The organism is Geodermatophilus sp. URMC 61, from assembly GCF_052931555.1.
The window spans coordinates 2,514,593-2,538,822 of sequence record NZ_JBRFHZ010000002.1 but is presented as its reverse complement, the minus strand read 5'-3'; the positions used below and the strand labels follow the sequence as shown (position 1 = coordinate 2,538,822).

The 24,230-nt window shown below is 72.9% G+C and carries 22 protein-coding genes; 5 read left to right on the top strand and 17 right to left on the bottom strand.

Annotation, left to right across the window (positions count from 1 at the left end; translation table 11 throughout):
* Positions 1-74: 74 nt before the first annotated feature.
* Positions 75-1,358: a heparan-alpha-glucosaminide N-acetyltransferase domain-containing protein gene (locus tag ACU610_RS11695; protein ID WP_446767882.1), complete on the bottom strand. Its 1,284-nt coding sequence runs from the start codon at positions 1,356-1,358 to the stop codon at positions 75-77.
* A gap of 247 nt (positions 1,359-1,605) precedes the next feature.
* On the opposite strand from ACU610_RS11695, the gene ACU610_RS11690 reads away from it, so the two are divergent.
* Positions 1,606-2,958, top strand: a complete 1,353-nt coding sequence (locus tag ACU610_RS11690; protein ID WP_446767881.1) for a sensor histidine kinase — start codon at positions 1,606-1,608, stop codon at positions 2,956-2,958.
* Between the two features lie 749 nt (positions 2,959-3,707).
* Here ACU610_RS11690 and ACU610_RS11685 read toward each other — a convergent pair.
* The 14 genes from ACU610_RS11685 to ppgK form a co-directional block, all read right to left on the bottom strand.
* Positions 3,708-4,169 carry an ester cyclase gene (locus ACU610_RS11685; protein ID WP_446767880.1) on the bottom strand — a complete coding sequence of 154 codons (462 nt, stop codon included), beginning with the start codon at positions 4,167-4,169 and terminating at the stop codon, positions 3,708-3,710.
* A gap of 788 nt (positions 4,170-4,957) precedes the next feature.
* Positions 4,958-6,178, bottom strand: coding sequence for a M14 family metallopeptidase (locus ACU610_RS11680; RefSeq protein WP_446767879.1), 1,221 nt, complete (start codon positions 6,176-6,178; stop codon positions 4,958-4,960).
* The gene (locus ACU610_RS11675; protein ID WP_446767878.1) at positions 6,175-6,471 is read right to left on the bottom strand and encodes a hypothetical protein; all 297 of its coding nucleotides are present in this window, start codon (positions 6,469-6,471) and stop codon (positions 6,175-6,177) included. The genes ACU610_RS11680 and ACU610_RS11675 overlap by 4 nt, the downstream gene beginning before the upstream one ends.
* 489 nt (positions 6,472-6,960) lie before the next feature.
* Positions 6,961-8,304: an MFS transporter gene (locus tag ACU610_RS11670; protein ID WP_446767877.1), complete on the bottom strand. Its 1,344-nt coding sequence runs from the start codon at positions 8,302-8,304 to the stop codon at positions 6,961-6,963.
* 214 nt (positions 8,305-8,518) lie between these two features.
* Positions 8,519-8,929, bottom strand: a complete 411-nt coding sequence (locus tag ACU610_RS11665; protein ID WP_446767876.1) for a YciI family protein — start codon at positions 8,927-8,929, stop codon at positions 8,519-8,521.
* Positions 8,926-9,105 carry a toll/interleukin-1 receptor domain-containing protein gene (locus tag ACU610_RS11660; RefSeq protein WP_446767875.1) on the bottom strand — a complete coding sequence of 60 codons (180 nt, stop codon included), beginning with the start codon at positions 9,103-9,105 and terminating at the stop codon, positions 8,926-8,928. The genes ACU610_RS11665 and ACU610_RS11660 overlap by 4 nt, the downstream gene beginning before the upstream one ends.
* Positions 9,106-9,590: 485 nt before the next feature.
* On the bottom strand, positions 9,591-9,794 hold the full coding sequence (locus ACU610_RS11655; protein WP_446767874.1) for a hypothetical protein: 204 nt from the start codon (positions 9,792-9,794) through the stop codon (positions 9,591-9,593).
* A 560-nt stretch (positions 9,795-10,354) separates the two neighbouring features.
* On the bottom strand, positions 10,355-11,068 hold the full coding sequence (locus tag ACU610_RS11650) for a hypothetical protein (protein ID WP_446767873.1): 714 nt from the start codon (positions 11,066-11,068) through the stop codon (positions 10,355-10,357).
* 1,723 nt (positions 11,069-12,791) lie between these two features.
* Positions 12,792-13,631: a ParA family protein gene (locus tag ACU610_RS11645; RefSeq protein WP_446767872.1), complete on the bottom strand. Its 840-nt coding sequence runs from the start codon at positions 13,629-13,631 to the stop codon at positions 12,792-12,794.
* A 573-nt stretch (positions 13,632-14,204) separates the two neighbouring features.
* On the bottom strand, positions 14,205-15,557 hold the full coding sequence (locus ACU610_RS11640; protein WP_446767871.1) for a family 43 glycosylhydrolase: 1,353 nt from the start codon (positions 15,555-15,557) through the stop codon (positions 14,205-14,207).
* Between the two features lie 387 nt (positions 15,558-15,944).
* Entirely contained in the window at positions 15,945-16,415 is a 471-nt protein-coding gene (locus ACU610_RS11635) for a tyrosine-type recombinase/integrase (protein ID WP_446770718.1), read from the bottom strand.
* The gene (locus tag ACU610_RS11630; RefSeq protein ID WP_446767870.1) at positions 16,415-16,834 is read right to left on the bottom strand and encodes a tyrosine-type recombinase/integrase; all 420 of its coding nucleotides are present in this window, start codon (positions 16,832-16,834) and stop codon (positions 16,415-16,417) included. The genes ACU610_RS11635 and ACU610_RS11630 overlap by 1 nt, the downstream gene beginning before the upstream one ends.
* 117 nt (positions 16,835-16,951) lie before the next feature.
* On the bottom strand, positions 16,952-18,226 hold the full coding sequence (locus ACU610_RS11625; RefSeq protein WP_446767869.1) for an RNA polymerase sigma factor: 1,275 nt from the start codon (positions 18,224-18,226) through the stop codon (positions 16,952-16,954).
* Positions 18,227-18,528: 302 nt separating this feature from the next.
* Entirely contained in the window at positions 18,529-19,272 is a 744-nt protein-coding gene (gene ppgK / locus ACU610_RS11620; protein WP_446767868.1) for a polyphosphate--glucose phosphotransferase, read from the bottom strand.
* Positions 19,273-19,330: 58 nt separating this feature from the next.
* Here ppgK and ACU610_RS11615 point away from each other — a divergent pair, with 58 nt between their 5' ends.
* Positions 19,331-20,143: an inositol monophosphatase family protein gene (locus ACU610_RS11615; RefSeq protein WP_446767867.1), complete on the top strand. Its 813-nt coding sequence runs from the start codon at positions 19,331-19,333 to the stop codon at positions 20,141-20,143.
* 202 nt (positions 20,144-20,345) lie between these two features.
* Here the strand turns inward: ACU610_RS11615 and ACU610_RS11610 are convergent, their stop codons facing one another.
* Together ACU610_RS11610 and ACU610_RS11605 are read right to left on the bottom strand one after the other, a co-directional pair.
* Positions 20,346-20,885, bottom strand: coding sequence for a LytR C-terminal domain-containing protein (locus ACU610_RS11610; protein WP_446767866.1), 540 nt, complete (start codon positions 20,883-20,885; stop codon positions 20,346-20,348).
* A 53-nt stretch (positions 20,886-20,938) separates the two neighbouring features.
* Complete coding sequence (locus tag ACU610_RS11605) at positions 20,939-21,985, bottom strand: phosphotransferase family protein (RefSeq protein WP_446767865.1); 1,047 nt, start codon at positions 21,983-21,985, stop codon at positions 20,939-20,941.
* A gap of 324 nt (positions 21,986-22,309) precedes the next feature.
* On the opposite strand from ACU610_RS11605, the gene ACU610_RS11600 reads away from it, so the two are divergent.
* From ACU610_RS11600 to dut, 3 genes are all read left to right on the top strand, one after another.
* Positions 22,310-22,612: a DUF4193 domain-containing protein gene (locus tag ACU610_RS11600; RefSeq protein ID WP_012948011.1), complete on the top strand. Its 303-nt coding sequence runs from the start codon at positions 22,310-22,312 to the stop codon at positions 22,610-22,612.
* Positions 22,613-22,685: 73 nt separating this feature from the next.
* Positions 22,686-23,585, top strand: coding sequence for a hypothetical protein (locus ACU610_RS11595; protein ID WP_446767864.1), 900 nt, complete (start codon positions 22,686-22,688; stop codon positions 23,583-23,585).
* Positions 23,586-23,735: 150 nt separating this feature from the next.
* Positions 23,736-24,230, top strand: a complete 495-nt coding sequence (gene dut, locus ACU610_RS11590; protein WP_446767863.1) for a dUTP diphosphatase — start codon at positions 23,736-23,738, stop codon at positions 24,228-24,230.

Sequence of the window (24,230 nt, the reverse complement as noted above, 5' to 3'; positions counted from 1 at the left end):
CTCGAGCCACAACAGAAAGCCGCTGAGGACGATCAACGCGGCAATGACGATCCCGACGACGAGAGTGGTGGTTGTCACGATGTGCTCCGAGCCCCTGCCTGTGGATGGAGCGGATCACCCGCCCCTATTCGGATGGCCGCGTTCCGGCCTGGATCGCCGACGGCCCGACGGCCGAGCGTGTCGGCTCGGTCGGCCTCGGTGCTGTGGGCGCTCCGCGTCGACGGCACGGGCGCTCCTCGTCCGGCCGCTCGCTGGGAGCTCCACGTCAGGAGTCGCTCCATCGGTCCCCGGCCCAGGAGGAGGCGCCAGACCGTGGCGGCGGCGATGGTGGTCAGGACGTAGACCAGCCAGGCCCGGTTGGTGGCGTAGTCAGGGGCACCGGTGACCCAGGCGGCGACGATCCCGCCGGCGTAGGCGGTGAGTGCCATCGACCCCACGGCCGCGAGCGGGAAGAGGAGCGTCGGGAGGCGGTCGGCCACCACCAGGCAGACGGCGATGACGACCAGGGCGACGCCGACGGAGCCGACGACCTCGAACGTCGTGCCGCTGTGCGGGAAGGCTCCGGTCAGCAGGACGGGGTCCGACTGCTCGGGGCGGTAGGTGTCCTCGGCCGGCCAGGTCACGGGACGGCCGGCCGCGAACCACTGCGTCGTCAGCCAGCCGCCGCCGTACCCGGCGACGGCCAGACCCGCACCGGCGGCCAGCAGCGTCGCCCGCACTCTCGTCGAGGTCAGCTCGCAGCGCCCCACGGCCAGGCCGACCAGGATGAACGTCCACCAGATCAGCGCCGGGTAGGCCCCGGTCACCGCCAGGGAGACGAACGGCGTGTCGTAGGCGTCGGTGGCCACGACGAGCTGGGTCAGGAGCAGTTCCGCCGGAGGGGTGAGCACCGCGAGCACTCCGGCCGCGAGGAGCAGCCGGCGGGGCGGCCAGCGCAGGAACGGCAGGGCGAGCACGAACAAGACGGCGTAGACGCCGAGGATGACGTCGATGCCGGTGCCGAGGGCCTCCAGCGCGCCGCCGATGGCGAACACCCACGCGGCCCGGACGAGGATCCGGACCCGGGCGCGGACCAGGTCGTCGCCGCCGACCGGAGCGGGGCGCCCGGACAGCAGCGCCACCGAGATCCCGGCCAGGACCGCGAAGAGGATCGACGACCGGCCGTTGACGACACCGAGCCAGGTCGACGGCGCGACCCCCACGTCGTCGGGGACGGCGCCGACATGGGCACCGAGCATGCCGAACACGGCCAGGGCACGGGCGACGTCGAGGCCGACAACCCGGTGGGGCAGGTCCCTGGAGTGGCGTGGGAGAGCTGATCGCGGGAGGGCACGGCCGCGGGCGAGGGCGGCGGTCACGACGAAGCAAGTTAGTAGCGTCGGAGTCCGCTGGAGCCGCTGCCTCAGGGCTTTACCAACTATTTGCCATAGTTTGCGCGCTGCTTACCCCGGCACCCGCTGTCGCACCCGCTGGTGCGGGACCATCCGACGCGCGCCTGCGCCCTGAACGGCTCGCAGACGCGGTGACCGCGCCGGGTGGGGCGGCTGCTGCCTGGCGCCTCGCCGGCGAACCGTGGGCAGCGGCGGCGGAACGGAGGGGACGCTCGTGCGCACTCGGATGATCACGCTCGCCGTCCTGGCCTCCGTGCTCGCCACGTCCCTGTTCGCGGTGCCGCTCGGCGTCGCGGTGCTGGATCGCCTCCTGGGCAAGGAGCGCGGCCATCTGGTGCGGGTGGCCATCGAGGTCGCCATCGACGTCGCGGACGAGTTGGAGGCGGGCTCACCGATCGACCCGGACGAGCTCACCGACGTCGGGGACGACGGCGAAGACGTCACCGCGGCCGTGTTCGGGGAGGGTGGCCACCGGCTGGCCGGAACCGCGCCCGATCGTGACGTCGACGTCCTGGACCGAGCGCTGGACGGCGCAGTGGGGTCGGGGACCGATGTCGGTCTCCTGGTTGCGGCCGTGCCGGTCACCCATGGCGAGGACGTGATCGGTGCTGTGCTGGTCACCGAGGCACGCAGCGATGTGGTCGCGGAGATCGCCCTCGTCTGGGCCGCGATGGCCGGGCTGGCGGTCGCGGCGGTGACCGTGGCCTGGCTCGTGGGGCGTTGGCAGGCTCGCCGCCTGGCGGAGCCCCTGGAGGATCTGGAGAGGCGCGCCCGCAGGCTCGGCGACGGAGACTTCAGCGTCCGCACCCGCCGGGGCGGGATCGCGGAGATCGACGCGGTCGGGGCCGCCCTCGACGCCACCGCCATCCGCCTGGATGACCTGCTCGCCCGCGAACGGGGGTTCTCCGCCGATGCCTCCCACCAGCTGCGGACGCCCCTGGCCGGCCTGCGCCTGCGCCTGGAGGCCGCCCTCGAGCGCACCGACCAGGATCCCCGGCCTGCGATCGCCGCCAGTCTGATCGATGCCGACCGCCTGGAGGCGATCATCGAGGAGCTGTTGACCCTGGCCCGCGCCGGGCAGGCCGGACGGGCCCACCGGATCGACCTCGAGGCGCTGCTCGGCGAGCTGTCGCCGGAGTGGGAGGCCAGGCTGGCCCTCGCGGGCCGCGACCTGGAGGTCCGGATCGACCCGAGGGCACCGGATCCGCACGCGTCGGCGGCCGCGGTCCGGCAGGTCCTCGCCGTCCTGGTGGACAACGCCACCGTGCACGGCCGCGGCACCGTCACCGTTGCCGTGCGGGAGGCCAGCGGTGCGGTGGCCGTCGACGTCTGCGACGAGGGACCCGGCGTGCGCGAGACCCCCGGGCTCCTCTTCACCCAGCCGGCCGACCGGCACGACGGGCACGGCATCGGCCTGGGCCTGGCCCGCCGCCTCGCCGAGGCCGAGCAGGGCCGCCTGGACCTGACGCGCGCGGCACCGCCGGTGTTCACCCTCCTCCTCCCGCCGACCCCGATTGCGGTAGGGGACGGAGAGGGCGCTGCCGCGGCAGGTCTCGTGGGTCGGTGAGCGCCTCACCGGCCCACGCTCACCAGCCGGACCGAGTGGATGCGCTCACGGCCGCGGGAGCGCCCCTGGTGCCCCGCTCGGTCCCCGACGCCGTACAGGAGACCGTCACCCCGGCGGTCGACGAGGCGGGCGCCGCGTCGCGGCCGGTCGGTTACCCCGACCAGCTCGGACCTGGCCGGTGCCCACGTCGGGTCGCCGTGGTCCTGCTGATCAGCGTCTCGGCTCCCTTGCCGCCGTCGCGACCTCGCCCAGGCCGGTCAGGTCCGGGTGGATGCATGCTGTATCCGGCCTGCTGCAGCTGCCAGGTAGCCACTCCGCCCACCCGGTGTCCCGACCGGCATGGCTGAGGAAGAACTCGGTCCCCTGACCGCTCACGCAACAGCCCCGCACCCATCACCGGCCGTACGCGATGCCCGGCGGCGGAGCCTCGAGCGCCGGAGAGATGCGCAGGTCAACCGCAGCGCCGACGGACTCACCGGTCCCACGACGAGGCGCGTGCGTCCGCCGGAACGGTGTCGCAGCTGTCCGGGCGGTCGTACCAGCAGTACCTCGGTGGCCGCGCACGGGACGCAGGCGATGAGGTCAGGCCGCCTCGGCCTCCGCTGCGACGCTCTGCGGTCCCGCGCATCGCGATCCGGGCGCCCGCGAGGATCGCGACTGCTCGGTCGCCTGCGACGTCCCGCGTCAAGTGGCGGGCAGGCTGCCACGGACGCCCCACGCTCGACGGCTCCGCCGCCGAACCCGTCCCGTCACCGGGTGGCCGGCGCCGGAGCCTCCGGCATCAGGCCGACCTGGGTCAGGTAGTCGGCCATGTTCCAGTACAGGCGCTCCTCGGCGACCTTTCCGTCACGCAGCCGTCCGATCGACAGCCCCTGGATCCGGAACGGGCGACCGGTGTTGGGCAGGCCGCGTGCCTTGTCCTCTCGGTCATTCGTGCCCGACATCGTCCACTCCGCGGCCCACAGGTCATCCGCGCCGACGACGAGGTCGCCCAGGTCGAGGCGGTAGTCGCTGGACATGCTCTCCGTCAGGTCAGCGAGCATGGCCCGCACCGCCTCCGTGCCCTCCAGGCGTTCGCCGAGCCCCTTGTCGTCGAAGACGACGTCCTCGGTCATGCAGGCCAGCACCTTCGCCGGATCGTGGCTGTTCCACGCGTCGACGTAGGCAGACAGCCAGTTCGGGATCCCGGAACGTCCGGTGCTACTGGTCATCGTCCCCACTCCGTCGTGCCCTGGTTCGTCCCCCTGTCGCCCCCGTGGGACCGCGGAAAGTACTCCCGTCCCCGGCCCGTCGACAGGGACCGAAGGCGGTGCGGTGATCCGTCCGGTCGTGGGCCACGGCCGGAGCCGTAGCAGGGGACCCACCGTTCCCGCGGCGAGGCGCACGAGTTCCGTAGGCCCACGTTCACATCGGACGTCCCGGCGGTCGCAAGCACTGTCGCGACCGGACACGTGGTGGCCGCTGCCGTCCTCCTGCGCTGGGTACCGCGTGATCGGTGGCCTGGGCCGAGGACCCGGCGCCAGCGCTGCAGGATGTCCTCGCCGCGGCCGTCGGGATCGGCGGTGGCGGTGTGCGGACAGCCGCCGACGGCCTTGGCGAGGTCGTCCGGCGCGACCGGGTCGCCCCCCTGCTGCACGGCGAGCACGTCGGGGGCAGGGCAGAGATGGTCTCGGCCCGGGCGGCGAGCTCGGCTGGTGGCCCTCCTCGGTGGTCGGGCCGCCCGGGGCCCCGGCAGGAACGGGTTCTCCAGGTTGCAGGTACCGATCCTCACCATCCCGCCCGCCGGTGCGCTCCGCGTCTCGTTCCTTGCTGTTGCTGTCCCGGGATCGGGGTCAGCGCCCAGGACCGGGGCCGGGAGCGTGGTGCAGTCGTCGTCGGCGCGACCAGTACGACGGCCGCGGCCGACCACCGACGAACGGCCGTGACGCGGCGTCTGGCCGCGCCGCTACCTGCTCACGGAGCCGCCGATGCCGCATCCGATGTCCCTGCGGGCCTCCTGCTATCCGCGTGGGCTCGCGCTGTTCGTCGTCGTGTCGGCGTGCGACCGCTGTCCGGGCACGGCCGTGGTGCGGTCAGCCTGGTGCAGGTCGGCGGTGCGGCTGGCGACGGCGGAGCAGAAGGCCAGGAACGCAGCGGTGATCTCCTCGATGATGGGCACCATGTCCGCGTAGTCGGGGTGGAAGCTCTTGGGGATCGACGCCCGCTGGGGCCCCCATTCGATCGTGAAGCCCAGCGCCCTGCCGGTGGTGGAGTCCAGGAAGCTGCGCGAGTAGGCCCAGTCGTCGGAGGTTCCTGACGTGGGATAGAGCCCGACGGCGCTCTTCACGGTGTACTGCCGGCCGTGTGCCGTCTGGATGGCATCGCGCATGACCGTGCCCAGGGAGATCGCCTCGCCCAGATCGGCAGTCGGCAGGTATTCCCGGTACTTGTGCGGGTCCCCACCGGTGGAGCTGTCGGGAATGCCGCGGTGGCCGTCGTAGTCGGGGTTGTGGAAGTTCATCGACGGATCGGTGGTCTGGTCGTCGTCGTCGCCCCAGTTGTAAAGGATCAGCTCGCCGAAGGAGTGGACGTCGATGAAGTGGGTCACCGACGGGAACTGGTCGAGCAGCCAGGTGACGTTGGCGGTCTCCGGTTCGGAGACCACGCCCGGTCCGCGGTAGACCTCGTCGCAGGGGTCGGTGGAGGTGGCCACGGGTGCCTGCGGGCTGAACGCGGTGGGGAAGTCCCAGAGGAAGTCGTAGTTGCGGTTGAGGTCGACGCCGGGGCCGTTCCCGCCGCCGCCCGGGCACGCCGGCTGCCCAGGTTCCGCGGGGCGGCGGTTCTTGCGCCACATCGGGTCCAGGGTCATGGAGTGGTGTCGGCCGTCCGGGTTGGCCTGGGGGAAGACGACCACGTCCAGGGTGGTCACGATGCGCTGGACCTCGTCGGCGCTGACGCTCGCGCCGCCCTGGGTGATGCCGGTGCCGGTTCGGTAGGCGTCGGTCAGCAGCTGCACGAAGTTGATCAGGATGTCGGGGCTGCCCCACTCGCGGGCGTGCACCCCGCCGAGCAGGTAGACGCCGGCGCGTGCGTTCTGCCCCGCGCCGATCCGCAGGGCGGAGCAGGTCCGCCCCTCCCACGTCCGATAGGGGAGGGTGGTCAACTGGGTGAAGGCGGCGTTCTCCGGCCGGGCGGTCAGCGCCAGCGCGGTCTCGACCTCGGCGACGTTGAGGTAGCTCACGACCGATCTCCCCTTGCCTGCATCGCCGCGGCCAGGTCCGTGGCGAACCGATTGCCCTGTCCGACCTGCCCGAGGTCCTCCTGGGCGGCCTCGTCGACGTCCTCGTGCCGCTCCACCCGGTAGCCGGCGTCGGTCAGGCGCTGGATGGTGGGCTCATCGGCCAGGGCGTCGACCCGGGGCTCGGGTCCTCCCTCATCCAGGGTCTGTGGGAGGACCCGTACGCCATGGACGCGCACCAGGTCGGCCATGGCCTCGCGATCGGCCCCGTGGACGGTGATGTGGAAGGTGGGCATGGGACCTCCATGGAGCGGTGTGGCGGATCGGAACCGCGGGGATGTCGATCTCTCCCAGCGGTGAAGGGCCTGCGCCTCTCTGTGCGGACCCGGGTCCGGAGTCGAGACTCGGACGCGCAGCCAGGCGTACCCGGCCTCGCCGCCGAACCGGCGGGGGCTCCCGTTCACGGCGACGGAGGACATCACTGCTGCAGTGCAGCGGGCCACCCGTCACCGATCCATCACCGACGTGTCACGCAGTCCTACGAGGAGGCACCCACCGCCGCTGCGAGGCTCCGGAGCCGACTCGGCGTACCTCCGGCAGCCGGCACGGCAACGCGCTCCGGACCGCGGGGATCGGACCTGAGGCCGACGAACGTCGGAGGCTGCTGCCCGTGCCGAGGGCGCATCCGTGGACCGCGGCGAACCCCTGGGATGTGACTGGGGGACGAGCTGCCATGGGCGGGCTCCGGCGGCGCAGCGATGACGTGGTCCGCCTCGACCGGCCGGTCAGAGGTGCTCGATGGCCTGCGCCTCGTCGAGCTCATGGATCCCCTCGACCCGGTGCAGGGAACCCCTCCGGATCGAGAAGAGGGCGGCCAGGCCGATCAGGGCCACGACGATGACGAAGAAGGCCGGCGCCAGTTCGTTGCCCGTGCGTTCGATGAGCCACACCGCGAGGTAGGGCGCCGTCCCGCCGGCGACGATCACACCGAGGTTCCAGCCCATCGCGACACCGGTGTAGCGCGAGGCCTTGTCGAACAGCAGCGGCAGCACGGTGTAGGCACCCACCTGCGCACCCACCGTGTTGATCATGATGAGCAGGTAGGCCAGGAACGCGACGCCCAGGCCGTCGTCCATCAGCGCCATCATGGGATAGGTCAACAGGATGTAACCGATGAACCCGATCTCCGCGAGCCGCACCCTCCCGATGCGGTCACCGAGCAGACCGCCCAGTGGCATGCAGAGGGCGGAGATGCCGATGGCGGCGGTCGCGACCCAGTAGACGGGTGCCGCGTCGTACCCCAGCCGCTGGATTAGATGGATGCTCAGGTAGGTCAGCCCGATGTAGGCGGTTCCATTGGTGGCGGCGCTGATCGCACTGGCCTGGAGGAGCGCCTTGGGTTGCCTACGGAAGACGTAGCCGACCGGTGAGTGCTCCTCGTGCACGTCCTCGGCGTCGTGCGTCTCCTCCACCCGCGTCCGGGCCCAGAGGCAGAACAGCGTCAGCGGGAGGGCGAGGAGGAAGGGGATCCGCCAGCCCCAGGAGTCCATCTGCGCGTCGGTGGTCAGACCGGTGGTGATCCCCGCCACCGCAGCCGCCAGGGCGAACCCCCCGGTCGAGCCCAGCGGGGTGAAGGCCCCGTAGGTCGCCTTGAGGTGCCGCGGCGTCGACTCGGAGATGAAGGTGGCCGAGCCGCCGACCTCACCGCCTGCCGAGAAGCCCTGGAGGAGCCGGACCAGGACCAGCAGGACCGTCGCCCACACCCCCACCTGGGCATGGGTGGGCAGGACACCCATCAGCGTGCTGCCCACACCCATGCAGACCAGCGTGGCCAGCAGCGCCCGCTTGCGTCCGTACCTGTCCCCCACGTGTCCGAAGACGATGCCGCCGAGCGGACGGATGAGGTAGGCCGTACCGAACACGGCCAGTGCCGAGAGCAGCGAGGTCACCGGATCGTCGCTGGGGAAGAACAGCGGTGCGATGATCACCGCCAGATAGCCGTAGAGGCTGAAGTCGTAGTACTCGATGAGAGTGCCGACGCCACCGGCGAGCGCAGCCTTGCGAGTGCGGCGACGGTCGGCGGCGGTCCAGGTCTCGCCAGGCTGCGCCGGTGCGGTCCGGTCGGTCATGGCGCCTCCCTGCGGTCGGGGAGTTCTGCGAAACCTGTGACGCGCATCACATGCTCCGCCCCATGCGATGTCAAGCGCGGGACCGCGTCCAGTTGGTGTCGGTCCGGCCACCCCGTGCCCACGGCGGTGCCTCCGGAGGCGGACCGCGGCGCTCCGGCTGCACCGCGACGGGGTGGCCCGGCAGGCCGCCGCCGGGGGCGGTGCAGACCGGGCCTCACGTCCTCGATGTCGGCTGCGCGGTCGGCAAGGGCCCGTGCGGATCGGTGCTGCCGGGAGTTCCGCCGGCGAGCAGCGAGGCAGCGAACGGTCCCCGATTGGGGCGGAACTCGATCAGGTCGTAGGTCGCTGCCCGTGCCCGGGCGAACGGGTCGGTCCGGGTCAGGGCCTCGAGGTCGGCTCGGTGGTGGCCGCGAGCCAGGATGACCCCGCCGTCGCGGGGGACCCGTGGTCCCGAGGCGAGGAAGGTGCCGCGGGCGTAGTGCTCGTCCAGCCAGCGGCGATGCTCGGGCAGCAAGGCCTCGATCTGCTCCAGGGGCTGCGTGTAGGTCAGGACGACGAGGAAGAGTGAGACGCCGTCGTCGGGGGTGGGCTCGGTGGTCGCCGTGGAGTCGGTGCCGGTGCTCATGGTGGTCGCGGCGTTCCGCGTGTCCTTCCGATCGGAGGTCGGTGGATCGGTGGCCGGTCCCACACATCCAGCTCAACGCTGCGGCCGGCCTGCTGCAGCTGCCAGGCCAGCCACTCCGCCCACCCGGTGTCCCGGCCGGCGTGACTGATGAAGAAATCGGTCCCCCGACCGCTCACGCACCAGCCATACACCCATCACCCGGCGTGCGCGATACCCGGCGCTGCCGGTCCTCCGCACCCGTCGGTGCGCGGAAGCGGTTCGGTGTCCCTGCCGCAGATTTGCGGACAAGCGCGTGTCCCTCAAGCCGCCCTCAGGGACGGATGCCTCAGTCACGTCGTCGTGACGGTTCGGTGACGGCGGTGGCCATAGCGTCAGCCCTCGCCGTGCTCTCCTTGCGGCGCGAGCCCGACAGCGGGGGTCCGGCCTCGGCTGGAGGTCTTCGGGCGTGTCTCAACCGCTCTCGGTCCGGCGCAGGAGTCGAGACCTCTGCTGCCCACATCCCACTCCTCGCAGCATGTGATGCCGAGGCTGCGGCGAAGGAGGGCCGACCCGGTCGATGGCAGTCGACTGCAGGGGACCGCGAGCGCCCTCTCCGGGCTCGACCCGAACACAGCAGGTCGACAGGAAGCCCCGGGTCAGGAGCGGAGGGAGGCGGGCCTGCTCACCGGGATCTCTGCTGGCCTCGGGCGATGAGGACGAGGCCGCCCACGACGACCACGATGGGCACCCACGACGGCAGCCCGAACGGTCCGAGCAGCAGGCCCACGACCGAGAGCACGAGCTGGAAGCCGAGGAAGAGGCCGAGTGCCGCCAGGGCCCAGAAGAGGACAGGCTGCTCGGCCTGCAGTCGGCGCAGGTGGTTCATGGCGTCTCCTCGGTCGTGTCAGTTGGCGCGGGTCGACGACGCAGCCCGTCCGTGACCAACCGGCTCGAGCCACCGGGGAACATCCCAACGGGGGGTCGGGACTCACGTCCACTGTGCATCGGAGAAGGTCTCTCGGCGAAGACGGCGTTCTCAGTCCTGTTCTCGCCAGGGCCTGGTCAGGCGGCTTCTGCGTGCTGCCACGGCAGTGGCCAGACCGCGCCGTTCACGGTCGTCCGCAGGGATTCGTTGACGACCACACCGGGCGTTGACCTGCAGCGATGGACACCGGTGGACGTCCGCGGACTCCCACCAGCCGCCCTGGGAGTGCGAGGCGCAGGGAGTGTGCGCCCTCTGTCTCCAGGCGCCCGAGGGGGACTTGGGCACCGCAAAGTGGGAGCCGTCCCACCAGCGGCACTCCCGGTGGGGGAGGGGCACGGTGCGCGCGGCTTCGTGGACCTGTTCGGCACATAGCGCGGCCATCGGACAACGCCGAGAGCGTGCCCTCGGGGTGGCCGATGCCGGACAGCGCCGTGGGGTTCCACCACCCGGGGGAGCCGGGCTCACGGAGCGTGCTGCGCTGCGCTGACGCGTCCGTCCGCCGCGGCTGGCTCCTTTCGCGCGCGCCAGACCACCCACGCACCGCTGACGGTGACGAGGCCTGCACCGACGAGGACGGTGGGGGGCGTGGCCCTGGTGGTGAGGGCGCCGAGGATGATCCCGAAGGGGTACATGAGCAGCGCCGCCAGGATCCACAGCGCGCCCGGCCAGACGGTGAGCGCGTCGGAGCGCCACATGGCGATGCCAAGGAGCACGTTGCCGACGAAGCTCGCGAGGATCGCGGCCAGCATGACGAGCGCCTGCATGTCGTCCGCGGTGCTGGTGGGAAGCTCGTCGAGGTTCATCCCGGCCAGGTACGCCTGGCCCTCCAGCGGAGGACCGAAGGCGGAGACGCCGGTGAAGATCAAGAAGAGGCACTGGCCGAACGCCGCCACGGTCATCGCCCAGAGAGCGAGCCGCGCAGCGCGCGTGCCCAGCAGGTAGGCGCCCAGGGCGAAGGTCCCGAAGATCACGAAGATGAGACCGAGCCCGCTGCCCAGCACGTGCGTCAGGACGTACTCCGGCGCCGTGACGAACCGCGCCCACGCCTCGTACTCCTCGTCGGGGTTCGGCTGGGGCTCGCGGGCGGCCCACAGGGTCAGCACCCCGTAGACGGGCAGCCCCATGAGCCCGGCGCGGATCCAGGCCGCCGCCACCGGTGCGGTCGTCCCGTTCATCCCCTGCGGTACTCGGGGTCCTCCTGCGGGCGCGGTGGCGCTGCCGGGAGCCAGGTCGTACCCGGAACGAGAGCCGGTGGGTCGGTGCGTGGACATGGTGCTACCTCCAGTACGGAGCGCCAGGAAATGCCCGGTGCCGGAGCGCACCGGCGGCAGGTCGCCGACCTCCCGGACGGGTGCCTGCGACGTCCCGCGGTCTCGCAGGCCCGCACCACGTCGGTCGAGTCGGCGGCGAGGAGGAAGCACAGGACGGATCCGGTGTGGTGCACCTCCACCGCACCCAGCCACTCCACCGTGGAACCCACGGTGCGCAGCCGGCCGACCGCGTGGCCGGGTGGCGTGACGCTCGACCAGGAACCAGCGGTCCTCGACGCCTACAACCACCGCCCCACCGTGGCTCCCGATGCAGGCGTCCCACATCCGTAGAACTCCGGAGGGATTTACGGGGGTGGCAACGCAGGGCAATGACTTCGGACGACCATGTCGCGGCGAGGAAGCGGGGGTGCCGACCAGGCGCCCTGCAGCAACGCGCTCAGGTAGCGATGCTGTCCGGCTTGCAGCAGGCGACGACGTCCACGACCCCATGGCGGCAGCGGCTCCCAGCCACGTGCCCGGCTGGTTGACGCCGGATGTGACTCTCCTTGAGTTGGCCGTCACGGCGCTCGATCTCGCGTGTCCGGTCGGCGCCGAGCCGCTGGAGTACGAGGGGCTGCGGGAGCGATACCTGCAGAGATGACGCTCCGCGGTCGCGTCGAGCACCGCAACGCCCAGTACGCCCTGTACGCCGCCGCCTGCATGCGCGGCGGGCTGCAACCCGACCTGCTCGGGTTCCAGGCACTGATGCACCCGGCGGACACCTTCCCGATACTCGTCCCGCGAAGACCTCCGCCTGGCACTGAGCGCAACCAGCGGTCAGAGGGGCGGCGGGCAACCGATGCCAGACGAAACCCCACCCAGTCCGGGTGGTGGAACCGCTTCTCGCTCGAGGTGTCTGATCTGCAGGCGATCGCGGACTCGTGCGCAGGGCCGGGGTCCGTTTCCGCAAGGACATCGTCACAGGCGTCGGAGGTCAGGAGGTTCTCTCGAGGATCCTCGGAAAACCCATCGAGCTGCTCGAGCCCATTCGACCGGAGGATCCCGCCGCATCGTCCCCGTGAGGTCACGGAGGAGGTCCCAGCCGACGACGGGATCCACGCGTTCCATGTCGTCGAGGAGACCGAACGGTCGAACGGAACGGAGCGGCCGACGAACAGGTCCTCCAGGGTCCGGAAGCGAACGCCGTCGGAACGCCGTCGGCACGTGTGCATCAGCCGGTGTCCGAGAACGACGCGTATGGGCGCACACGCCTGCCGGATGCTGACGTGGCGGTCACCGTTGCCGGCCGGCCGGGGGCAGGGACCGGTCTCCCCGCTGACTGCGGGTCCGGATCAGTCTCCGCCCAGTGTCCAGGACACGCGTATCGGCCCGATGCCCACGGCCAGACCCGACCCGCCGGGCAGGAGGCGAGCGCGGGGCCACGACCAAGGCTGCAAGCTCACGTGCACCTGCAGCAACGGGGTCTGCCGCTCCCGGGGTTCCGGGCCCTCCGGCGGGCCCGACGGAGCCTGCTCCACGGCCGTCGGGACGATCGGCATGGGGGAGGCCTGACGCAGGTCGTGGAGCAGCTCGTCCTGCGTCGTCCGCCCGCGACCCGCGCTGGGGGCGGGAGGTCGGTTGTCGGTGGTCATGCGTGGAGCCTCTCTGCGCTGGCGAGCACCTCGTCGGCCAACGCCAGGTAGGCGCGGGCGACCGGACTGGAGGGGGCGGACAGAACGACCGGGCGTTTGGCCAAGGTGCTCGTCGGTACCCGGCGCGAGGTCGGCACGCGGCTCTCGAGCAGCGGCAGACCGGTCCCCTCCAGGGCCCCGAGCACCTCTCTGGCGGCCCGCCCTTCCTTGTCCCAGGCCACGCACGCCACGCCGACGAGGACGGCGGAGGTGTTCTCGTACGTCCGGTGCTGTTCGAGGAAGGCGGCAACGCGCACGACGCCGAGCGCGGAGCCGGGGTCGCTGGTGAAGACCGTCAGCACGGTGTCGGCTGCACACACCGCAGCCAGGGTCAGCCCACCCAGGTCTCCCCGCGTGTCGATCAGGATGTGGTCGTACTCAGCGAGCAGCGGTCGCAGCGCGCGCCGGATGCTGGTGACCAGGCCACCAGTGCCGGCCAGCTGGACCGACACCGCTTCGAGGGCCGGGTGGGCGGGCAGCAGGTCCACGCCCGGGACGACGTCGTGCCGGATGGCTGCCCGAGCCTCCGTGACCGGATCCTCTAGCAACGCAGCCAAGCTGTCGTCCCGGCCCTTGGCGACGACCCCGAACGCCCGCCCGAGACTGTCCTGCGGATCGGTGTCGACCGCGAGGACTCGACCCCGACGGGCAAGGGCGACAGCCAGGTTGGCGGCGGTCGCCGTCTTGCCGACACCTCCCTTGGAGGAGCACACGGCCAAGCGCATGTACGGAAGTGTGACCACCGTCGCTGTCCGGGTGAGGAAGGCCGGCCGGTGCGGCGCGCCGGCGTGCCCCACTCGGCCCACGGTGCACAGCCTCCCCACCGGGCGCCCTCCGGCGACCCAGAGCTGCCCGTTCCCGCCGTGCCCTGCCATCCCCATGATCGCGAGCCGTGTCCGCCGTGATGGCGGCCTCCAGGGGCGGTCACCGGCACGGGGGCGAGGGCGAATGGCCGACTTCCTGCGGGTCATGGTGCACGACCGGGTGGGTTGGTCGACCACCACCGGCCGCCGGTCAATGCCTTGCACTGGGAGATGCTCCGGGAAGTCTTGGAAGGGTGGAGCGACACCCCGCGGACCCTGCCGTCCGGGTGGTGGTGTTCGGCAGCGCCCTTGACGCCTACTTCACCGTGGGAGCCGAACCGCGGGACTTCTCCGACATGCACGCTCCGGGCATGCGCCGCTGGGTCGACGGGTGTCACCACCTGGTGCGCAGGATGCGCACATCGCCGAAGCCGCTCCTTGCGGCCGTCCACGGCACCGCGGCGCCTCGTAGCGCGAGCCGTCACCTCCGCGCCGTGACCGCGAGGACCGCTCGAGAGTTGGTCGGCCGCCGCATCGCAGGTCGCGACATCACCGAGGCCGGCTGGCTCAGACGGTCGCGGCGAGGCTGTCGGTGTAGCCGTCGTAGGCCAGCGTCGTGGTGGCCACCGTCTCACCGTCCACGATCCGGTTGATCCGGAAGGCGGCGATGTCAGCCTTGTGCACCACCCGGTCGCCGACGGCCGTGCACACCTCGTTGAAGACCACCGACGACACGTTGCCGGCACGCAGGCAGGCGGTGATGGTGACCCCGTCCCGGGTCTGCACGTCGATCGAGTACTCACCCCGAGGTGCCGCTCCCCACTGCAGGGCCACGGTGTTGATCGTGTACAGGGAGCCGTCGGCCTTGAACACCAGCGGCTGGACGTAGACGTCGCGGCCGGCGAAGACGCCGGTGGAGGTGAATCTGCCGACGTGGTACAGCGTGTAGAACTGGCCGTGCCGGTCGGTGACGGTGTTGTGCCCCTGGTTCTCGATCAGCTGCCCGTCGTGCGTCTTGAGCGGCGAGGAGAGGGAGTGCCGCTCGCGCTCGCGGGTCAGGCTGCTCACCTCGTCAGCCATGACGTAGCTCATCGCATACTCGCTCCAGGTGGTTCCCTGGCTGTAGACGAGGTACTGCCGGCCGTCACGGCCGAACAGGGTGGGCGCCTCGTTGACCTCCTGCTCGGCCGGCGTCCTCGGCCGGGTCACCTCGAAGAGCTCCTCCGGTGCGTCGAGTGGATAGGCCGACACCGCGTTGCCGCCCTCCGGGAGGAACCAGGTGTAGTGCATCCACCGCCGGGAGCCGTCGAAGTACACCGACGGGTCCAGCCGCATCGCCTTGTCGCACCCGTCGGCCGGGCAGCCCGCCGTCACGTAGGTGCGGGGATACCCCGTGTGCTCGTTGAGCGGGTGTGGTGCACCGAACTGCATGTCGTCGTGCGTCGCCGGCGCCGTCGCGTAGAAGATCGTCGGCGCACTGTCGTCCGAGGGGCAAGGCTCGCCCTTGGCCACCCGGTTGGCCACGAAGTGGAGCACGTAGTCGTCGCCCTGCTTGTCCAGGTCCGGCGCCCACTGGTGGCAGTAGTGGTGGAGGGAGTCGTGCTCGTTGGGGTCGTAGCGGCGAAGCAGGCTGAACGTGCGCAGATCGGTCGAGGTGTAGATCGGCAGGTCATCCTGGGGCGACGTCCCGGACAGGAAGTACCGGTTGTCGTCGACCTTGTAGACGTCGGGGTCGGCGAGCTCCGCGACCGCGAGCTCCCGGCCGTACGGTGAGCTCTCGGCGTGCGTGGGGACGGCGCCGACGCCCGCCAGCAGAGGCAGCAGGACGGCGAACAGGCCGAGCAGCGCGAGCGCCTGCCTGCGGCAGCGGGGACGCCGGCGCCCAGGACCACGGACGCGAAGGGTGCTCGAATCCGGCATCGTGTTCTCCCAGGGCGGTCGTGCCCTCGGACGACGTCGCGCGGAGGCGTTCCGCACGGCGGCATGTGCCAGCGCCGTGGGGTCGGCGGATCCGACGAATATGGCACGGCGGGTGGGCCGGTGGGGGAGCGGCGAGCATCCACGAGCGGACACGGGGACCGATGGGCCGACGGCGCGACGCAAACCGCCTCCCTGGATCCGGGCGCCACCTGATCCGGGGCGCCCTCGTCGGGCGTCCTGCTGGTCACCGCGAGGGCCAGCGGCCAGCCTGCCGCCAGCCGGCCGGCCGCGGCGGGCTCGGACGAGGTGGCGCCACCACGCTCTCCAGGTGTGGCCGACGCCGAGCACGTGGTCGGGCCGTCAGCGGAGGGCCGCTGCCCGCCGCCGTCAGAAGTCGCCGAGCCCCAGCTCGCGAGCCTCGGCGGCGGCACGGGCCGACGCCTGCGCGCGGGTGTAGCGCGGCAGCATGTCCGGCCGGGTCCAACCGGCCACCGCCATGAGACCGCCCTCGCTGCCGCCGGCGGCGAGCCAGCGGTGCGCCGCGGTGTGCCGCAGCCGGTGCGGCCGGAACCCCTCGATCCCGGCCGCGCGGGCCCGCTCACCGAGGGTCTCGTGCAGCGCGTCGTAGGAGAACGCCGTGCCGCGGTCGCCGAGCCACAGCGCCGGGGTGTCGGCCGGCCGGTGGCCGCGCCGGGCACGGAGGTAGCGGTCCAGCGCTCGGGAGGTCTGCGGGCCGAAGGGGACCACCCGGCCCCGACCACCCTTGCCCCGGCGCACGGTGGCCGTGCCGGCGGACAGGTCGACGTCCTCGGTGCCGAGCGCGACGACCTCCCCCGCCCGGGCACCGGTCTCGATCATCAGCCGCACGAGTGCCTCGTCCCGGCGGTCGCGCAGCTCCCGGCCCGCGCAGGCGGGACCAGCGCCCGGATCTGCTCGGCGGTCAGCGGCTCGACGACCTGCGCGTCCAGCTTGGGCGCACTGAGGCCGAGCAAGGGGTCGGCGTCGCTCTCGCCCTCTTCGACCAGCCAGGCCGAGAACCGGCGCAGCGCCAGCTGGCGGGCGCGGGCGGTGGCGGGCTCCGCGCCGGCCTCGAGCAGGTCGGCGACAAAGGCGGTGACGCTGGCCCGGTCGAGCACCGCGGGGCGGCCCTCGCCGTCGGCCCAGGCCAGGAAGCGGCGCACCCCGTCGCGGTAGGACTTCACCGTCTCGGGGCTCTTGCGCTCGGCGCGCAGGTGCAGCTCCCAGGACGGCAGCAGGGCGGCGAGGTCGACGGCCACGCCGTGCACCCTGGCCCGGTCAGCTGGACCGGGAGCGCCGTGCATGCCCTCCCACCGCCGCCCTGAGCGCGAAACCGCCCCCCGACCTGCACGGACAGGTCAGGGGGCGGTCGGTGCTCAGTCCAGGTAGTCGCGCAGCACCTGGGAGCGGCTCGGGTGGCGCAGCTTCGACATGGTCTTGCTCTCGATCTGCCGGATCCGCTCGCGGGTCACCCCGTAGACCTGGCCGATCTCGTCGAGGGTGCGTGGCTGGCCGTCGGTCAGGCCGAACCGCAGCCGTACGACGCCGGCCTCCCGCTCCGACAGGGTCTGCAGGACGCTGGTCAGCTGGTCCTGCATGAGCGTGAAGCTGACCGCGTCGACGGCGACGACCGCCTCGGAGTCCTCGATGAAGTCACCGAGCTGGCTGTCGCCCTCGTCGCCGATGGTCTGGTCGAGGCTGATGGGCTCCCGGGCGTACTGCTGGATCTCCAGCACCTTGTCCGGGGTGATGTCCATCTCCTTGGCCAGCTCCTCCGGGGTGGGCTCGCGCCCGAGGTCCTGGAGCAGCTCGCGCTGGATGCGGCCGAGCTTGTTGATGACCTCGACCATGTGCACCGGGATGCGGATGGTGCGGGCCTGGTCGGCCATGGCGCGGGTGATCGCCTGCCGGATCCACCAGGTGGCGTACGTCGAGAACTTGTAGCCCTTGGTGTAGTCGAACTTCTCGACCGCGCGGATCAGGCCCAGGTTGCCCTCCTGGATCAGGTCCAGGAACGCCATGCCACGGCCGGTGTAGCGCTTGGCGAGGGAGACCACCAGGCGGAGGTTGGCCTCCAGCAGGTGGTTCTTGGCACGCTCGCCGTCGCGGACGATCCAGTTGAGGTCGCGGCGCATCTGCGGGGAGAGCTTCTGGCCCTCCTCCTCGGCCTGGCGCAGCCGCTCGGCGCCGTAGAGCCCGGCCTCGATGCGCTTGGCGAGGTCGACCTCCTCCTCGGCGTTGAGCAGCGCCACCTTGCCGATCTGCTTGAGGTAGGCGCGGACCGAGTCGGCGGAGGCGGTGAGCTCGGCGTCCTTGCGGGCCTGGCGGAGGGCCTCGGACTCCTCCTCGTCGTCCCACTCGAAGTCGGCGCCCTCGGCGACCTCCTCGGGAGTGGGGGCCTCGGTCTCGGCGACGCCGTCCGGGGTCGCGACGACGGTCTCGTCGATCTTCAGACCCTCGCCGCCGGCGTCGACCACGGCGACCGTGGCGGCATCCGAGGCCACGGCGGTGAGCACGGCACCCTCGCCGCCGCCGGGCGACGGGGAGATGGTGGGCTTGCGGGCGCCCTTGGCGGCGGTCGGCTTCGCCGCGCTCTTGGCCGTCCGCTTGCGAGCGGGGGCCTTGGCCGGTGCTGGCTGGTCGGCGGGCACTCAGGTTCCTTCCCGTGCTGGGTGCGTTCCCCGGGGAGCCGTCTGGTCCCCGGGCAGCGGCCTCGGCCGGCGTCCGGAGCGGGAGGGCCCGACGAGCGCCGGGTTTGACCGGTGCGCTGGCGGGGGATGCCTCTCCGCTGAGGAGCGACGGGAGCGGGGCTCCTCCATTGTAACGACGCGCTTCGGTGGGTCCACCGTTTCGGCCCGACGGGGTGCCCCCCGACCTGGGGAGAGGGCGCCCGGGCCAGGGCGTTCTCACTCTCCGTGGTGGCCCGGCGGCGGGCGGCGGCGCCCCTGCGCCGTCACTGCCCGATGCGCTCCTCGGCGGCCAGGGCGGCGCCGACGATGCCGGCGTCGTTGAGCAGCTGCGCGGGGACGACGGGGGTGCGGGTGGACAGCAGCGGCACCCACTTGTGCGCCTTCTTGCTCACCCCGCCGCCGACGATGATGAGGTCCGGCCAGACGGCGGCCTCCAGGACGTCGAGGTAGCGGTCCACCCGCTTGGCCCACTGCGGGTAGCTGAGGTCCTCACGGTCCTTCACGGCGGCCGACGCCCGCTTCTCGCCGTCGTGGCCGTCGACCTGGATGTGTCCGAACTCGGTGTTGGGCACCAGGACGCCGTCGGTGAACAGGGCACTGCCGATGCCGGTGCCGAAGGTCAGCATGAGGACGATGCCCCGCTTGTCGCGGCCGGCGCCGTAGCGCATCTCGGCGATCCCGGCGGCGTCGGCGTCGTTGAGCGTCTGCACGGTGCCGGGGATGCGGGAGGCCAGCCCCTCGGCCAGGTGGGTGCCCAGCCAGCTCTTGTCGACGTTGGCCGCGGTGCGCGCGACCCCGCCCTTCACCACGCCGGGGTAGGTGACGCCGATGCGTCCCTCCCACCCGAAGGAGTCGACGATCCGGGCCACGACGTCGTAGACGGGCTCGGGCAGCGAGGGCTGCGGCGTCTCGATGCGCAGTCGCTCACCCTGCAGTTCGCCCTTGTCGAGGTCGACCACGCACCCCTTGATCCCGCTGCCACCGATGTCCACGCCGAACCCGAGCACTCGGTCAGGGTAGTGATCGTCCGGGCGTACGCCAGTCCCGCTCGTGCAGGATCGGGCCATGACCACGACGCCGGAGCCCGCCGCCCTGCTCGACCTCGCCGTCTCGACCGCCCGCGAGGCCGCCGACCTGGTCGCGCGCGGGCGCGCCTCGGCCGCCGAGGAGGTCGACGTCAAGTCGAGCCCCGTCGACATGGTCACCGCCGTGGACCGCGCCTGCGAGGAGCTGGTCACCAGCCGGCTGCTCGGCGCCCGTCCGGACGACGGGCTGCTGGGGGAGGAGGGCGGCGAGCGCACCGGAACCAGCGGGGTGCGCTGGGTCGTCGACCCGATCGACGGCACCACCAACTTCGTCTACGGCCTGCCGGCGTACGCGGTCTCCATCGCCGCGGAGGTCGGCGGGCGGTCGGTCGCCGGCGTCGTGCTCAACGCCGCAACCGGCGAGCTCTTCTCGGCCACCGCGGGCGGCGGCGCGCACCTGACCCTCCCCGGTGCCGAGCCGGTGCGGCTGACCGGCAGCCGGCCGGCCTGCCTGGAGCAGGCGCTGGTCGCGACCGGCTTCGGCTACCGGGCCGAGCAGCGCCGGGCCCAGGCCGCCGTGGTCGCCGGGCTGCTGCCGGAGGTGCGCGACATCCGGCGGCTCGGCTCGGCCGCCCTGGACCTGTGCACCGTGGCCGCCGGCCGGGTGGACGCCTACTACGAGATGCACCTCAATCGATGGGACGTCGCCGCGGGCGCGCTCGTCGCGGCCGAGGCCGGCGTCGTCGTCACCGGTCTGCCGGGGCGGCCGTTCGCGGAGCCGCTGGGCATCGCCGTGGCGCCGTCGGTGGCCGAGGAGTTCGTGGCCCTGCTGGACCGGCTGCACACCCGCTAGTCGTGGCGCCCCGCAGGGGCCCTGGCGGCCTCGTCCAGGGCGCCCCTCCCGGGTGCCGCTGGCCTCCTGCAGGGTCCCGCGGCGAGCTCGCGAGTGGCGGGGAGCAGGGGTCCTGCCACGAAGGGTGGGGAGGACGGGGTCCTTCCACGGTGAGGAGGACGGGGTCCTCCTACGAGCGGTGCGGCGCAGCGGGGCCCTCCAGTCAACAGGCGGCGGCGGCGCTGGCTCCTGCCGCGAGCGCGGCGTCGACGTCCTCCGGCGGCGCGAGGCCAGGGAAGTCGGGGCCGATGACGACGTCGACCGTGGCGGTGGCCCGGGTGTCGAGGAAGTCCCCGGACTGCGGGAGGAACAGCCGGACGAAGGCGGCGGCCTCGTTCCCGCGCGGACCGTGCCGCAGCTCGCCGACGCCGGTGACCTCGCGCTCGGTGGGGTCGTTGGCGATCTCCTCCACCACGAAGCCCCGCTCCTGCAGCGCCGCGGCGACCTCCTGGGCCAATCCGCCCCGATCGGTGGCGTTGAAGACCCGCAGCGCGACCGTGGACGGGTCCAGCGAGGGCGGCGCCGCCGACGCGCTGGCGCAGGCCTGGGCCTCCTCGGCCTCCAGTTCGCCCTCGGTGTCGAAGACGTTCCACCAGACGACCAGCGCGGCCAGCGCGAGCACCAGCAGGAAGACCAGCGGCGGGATCAGCCGCCGGCCGCTGCGGGAACGCGCCGCGGAACGGTCGGTGGGCGGCGCGCTCACGGGCTCTCCTCGGTCACTCGTGGTCGGCCGGAGTGTAGGGCCGGGAACGGTGTCTAGATCACACCGTCGTCGAGTGCGGCGCGTCCCCGCTCCACGCACGGGTCGATGCGGTCGGCGTAGCCGGCGGTGTCCTTGCCCGCCATGGCGCCGGCGGCCGACCGGGCGACGATGCCGGCGACGATCGCGGCGAACTTGAAGTAGGCGAAGGCGACGTACCAGGGCAGGTCGGAGAGGTCCAGGCCGCTGCGCTCCGCGTAGCGTGCTGCGACCTCCGCACGGGTGGGGAAGCCCTCCAGCGCGGTGACCGTGCTCTGTCCGGCGACGCTCTCCTCCCCGGCCTGCGGCCAGTAGACGTGCAGCATCCCCAGGTCGGCCAGCGGGTCGCCGAGGGTCGACATCTCCCAGTCCAGCACCGCCCGGACGCGGCCGGGGGTCTGCGGGTCGAGCAGGCAGTTGTCCAGCCGGAAGTCGCCGTGCACGATCCCGTTGCGCTGCGTGGTCGGCACGGTCTGGGCCAACCGCGCGGCGAGGGCGTCCAGGCCGGGGCGCTCGCGGTCGCGGGTGGCGTCCCACTGCTGGGTCCAGCGGCGCACCTGCCGGGCCATGAAGCCCTCCGGCCGGCCGAAGTCGCCCAGCCCCACCGCGACGTGGTCGACGGCGTGCAGGTCGGCCAGGACGTCGACCAACCCCTCGCCGATGGCCCGCCGCTGGGCCGCCTCGTCGGCGTAGCCGGCCGGGATCCGGTCGACGACGTGCAGGCCGACGACCCGCTCCATCACGTAGAAGGGCGCGCCGAGCACGGCGGTGTCGGTGCACAGGTGCAGCGTCCGCGGCACCGGGACGGGGGTGGGCCCGAGCGCCGAGACGACCCGGTGCTCGCGTGCCATGTCGTGCGCGGTGGCCAGGACCGCACCCGTCGGCGGCCGGCGCAGGATCACCGCGTCGCCGTCCGTCCCGCCCTCCGGGGTCACCGTGTAGGTGAGGTTGGACATGCCCGCCGCGATGAGCTCCACCCGTACCCGGGACCAACGCTCGTCGCCCAGGACGGAGGCCAGGTAGGGCCCGACGACGGCCGGATCAGCACCCACAGGAGTCGACACGGGCGCAGGGTAACCTCTGGCGCTCCGCGCCCCGTCCGACCCGACCCGGCAGCGAGGTGGTCTCCCCCTCGCGCGTCGGGCACAAACGGGGGCCGCGCGACGTTGGGGGGTCCGCCGGTCAGACCGTGCCGGCCGCTCCGCCGTCCGCCGGTGGGTCGGACGGCGCGGGAACGACCAGTACCGGCCCGGTGCCCCGCCCCCTGCGGTCACCGGCCCCCCGACCCCCGGTCGCCCCGAGGCGACCGGACAGCACGGCGGCGCCACGGCGCCGCCGCGGACCATGCGGGCCGCGCCCGCGACGACCCCGGAGGAGGGGCACTTCCCATGGCCACCGACTACGACGCCCCACGCCGCAACGAGGCCGACGAGCTCGGCGAGGACTCGCTCGAGGAGCTCAAGGCCCGGCGCGCCGAGGCGCAGTCCTCGTCGGTCGACGTCGACGAGACCGACTTCAACGAGAACCTCGAGCTCCCCGGCGCCGACCTGTCGAACGAGGAGCTGACCGTCCGCGTGCTCCCCAAGCAGGAGGACGAGTTCACCTGCTCCCGCTGCTTCCTCGTGCAGCACCGCAGCCGGCTGGCCGCCACCAAGGGCGACCAGCTGTTCTGCCGGGACTGCGCCGCCTGACAGAGGACCCCGCTGCCCCCGCCGTAGAAGGACCCGGTCCTCCCCGGTGGGGGCACTCGACCGAGGAGAGCCTGTGACGGACCACCGAGAGCGCACCGGGCCGGTGCGGGACGTCCCGCCACCGCGTCCGGTCGCGCCCGGCGGGGCCGGCCGGCCCTCCGCCCCGCCCGCGGAGGAGGGCCCGCTCGCCCGGGCCGGCCGGCTGCTCGCCGACGCCGTGTCCGGCCTGGTGGGCGCGGCGAACGAGCCGTCCACCGGGGGGCGCCGCTCGACCGCGGCGACGCTCCGCGACGTCGTCGCCGCGGTGGCGGCCGCCGGGGTCCGGGCCGGGCGGGAGGCCCGGGACGCGCGGGCCACCCCGTCGTCCGCCCCGGACGACGGGGCGCCGCGCACCCCCACCGCCCTGCTGGGCGACCTGCTCGCCACCGCCGCCCCGCGGCTGCCCATCCGCGACGCCGCGCGGCTGCGTGCGGCCCACCCCGGCGCGACCGACGACGAGATCGCCGACGGGCTGGTGGCGCGGGCCGCCAAGCTGACCTCGGGGGTCGGCGCGGCCACCGGCGGGCTCTCGGCGGCCTCCTGGCTCACCCCGGCCTCGCTGCTGGCGCTGCCGCTGGAGCTCGGCGCGGAGACGGTGCTCACCGCCGCGGTCGAGGTCGTCCTGCTCGGCGAGCTGCACGAGCTGTACGGCCGTCCTGCCGCGGGTGACGCGCGCACCCGCGCGCTGGCCTACCTGTCCAGCTGGACCGAGCAGCGGGCGGTCGACGAGTCCGGGTTCGCGGGCCTGGGTGCGGTCGTGAGCACGGCCGGCCTGCGCACGCTCAGCCGCCGGATGACCCGGCGGATGGCCCGCAGCGTCCCCGGTGCAGCGCCCTTCCTCGTCGGCGCGGCACTCGGCGGCCGGGCGAACAAGAAGGCCACCGAGGCGCTGGCCCGCCGGGTGCTGGCGGACCTGCGCCGTCCTCGCTCCTGAGGTGAGGACCCGGCCCCCTCGCAGGTACAAGGACCCCGTCCTCCCCACCCTTCGCAAGCTCAGGGCGGTGCCCGGGACGGCGCCGCGGCGAGCCTCTGGACGGGGCCTGGCGCGAGCTTGCGGGCGAGGGGCCCTTATAGGGTCGCGGACGTGCCCGACCCCTCCCGCCCCGCCGTCCCCGAGGTGGAGGTCCCGGTGCGGCTGACCTCCCCGGAGGACGTCGTCCCCGCCTACGCCCTGCCCGGGGACGCCGGCGCCGACCTGGCGATCGCCGAGGACCTCGAGCTCGCGCCGCTGCAGCGCGCGCTGGTGGGCACCGGCGTCGCGGTGGCCATCCCGGAGGGCTACGCCGGCTTCGTGCACCCGCGCTCGGGCCTGGCCCACCGGCTGGGTCTCTCCCTGGTGAACGCCCCGGGCACCATCGACGCCGGCTACCGCGGGGAGGTCAAGGTCAACCTGGTCAACCTCGACCCCACGACGTCGCTGACGCTGCGCCGGGGCGACCGCGTGGCCCAGCTGGTGGTGCAGCCGGTCGTGCGCGCCCGCTTCGTGCCGGTCGAGCAGCTGCCGGAGAGCACGCGGGGAGCCGGGGGCCACGGGTCGACCGGCGGGCACGCGAGCGCCCAGGAGAAGGGGGCCGACTGA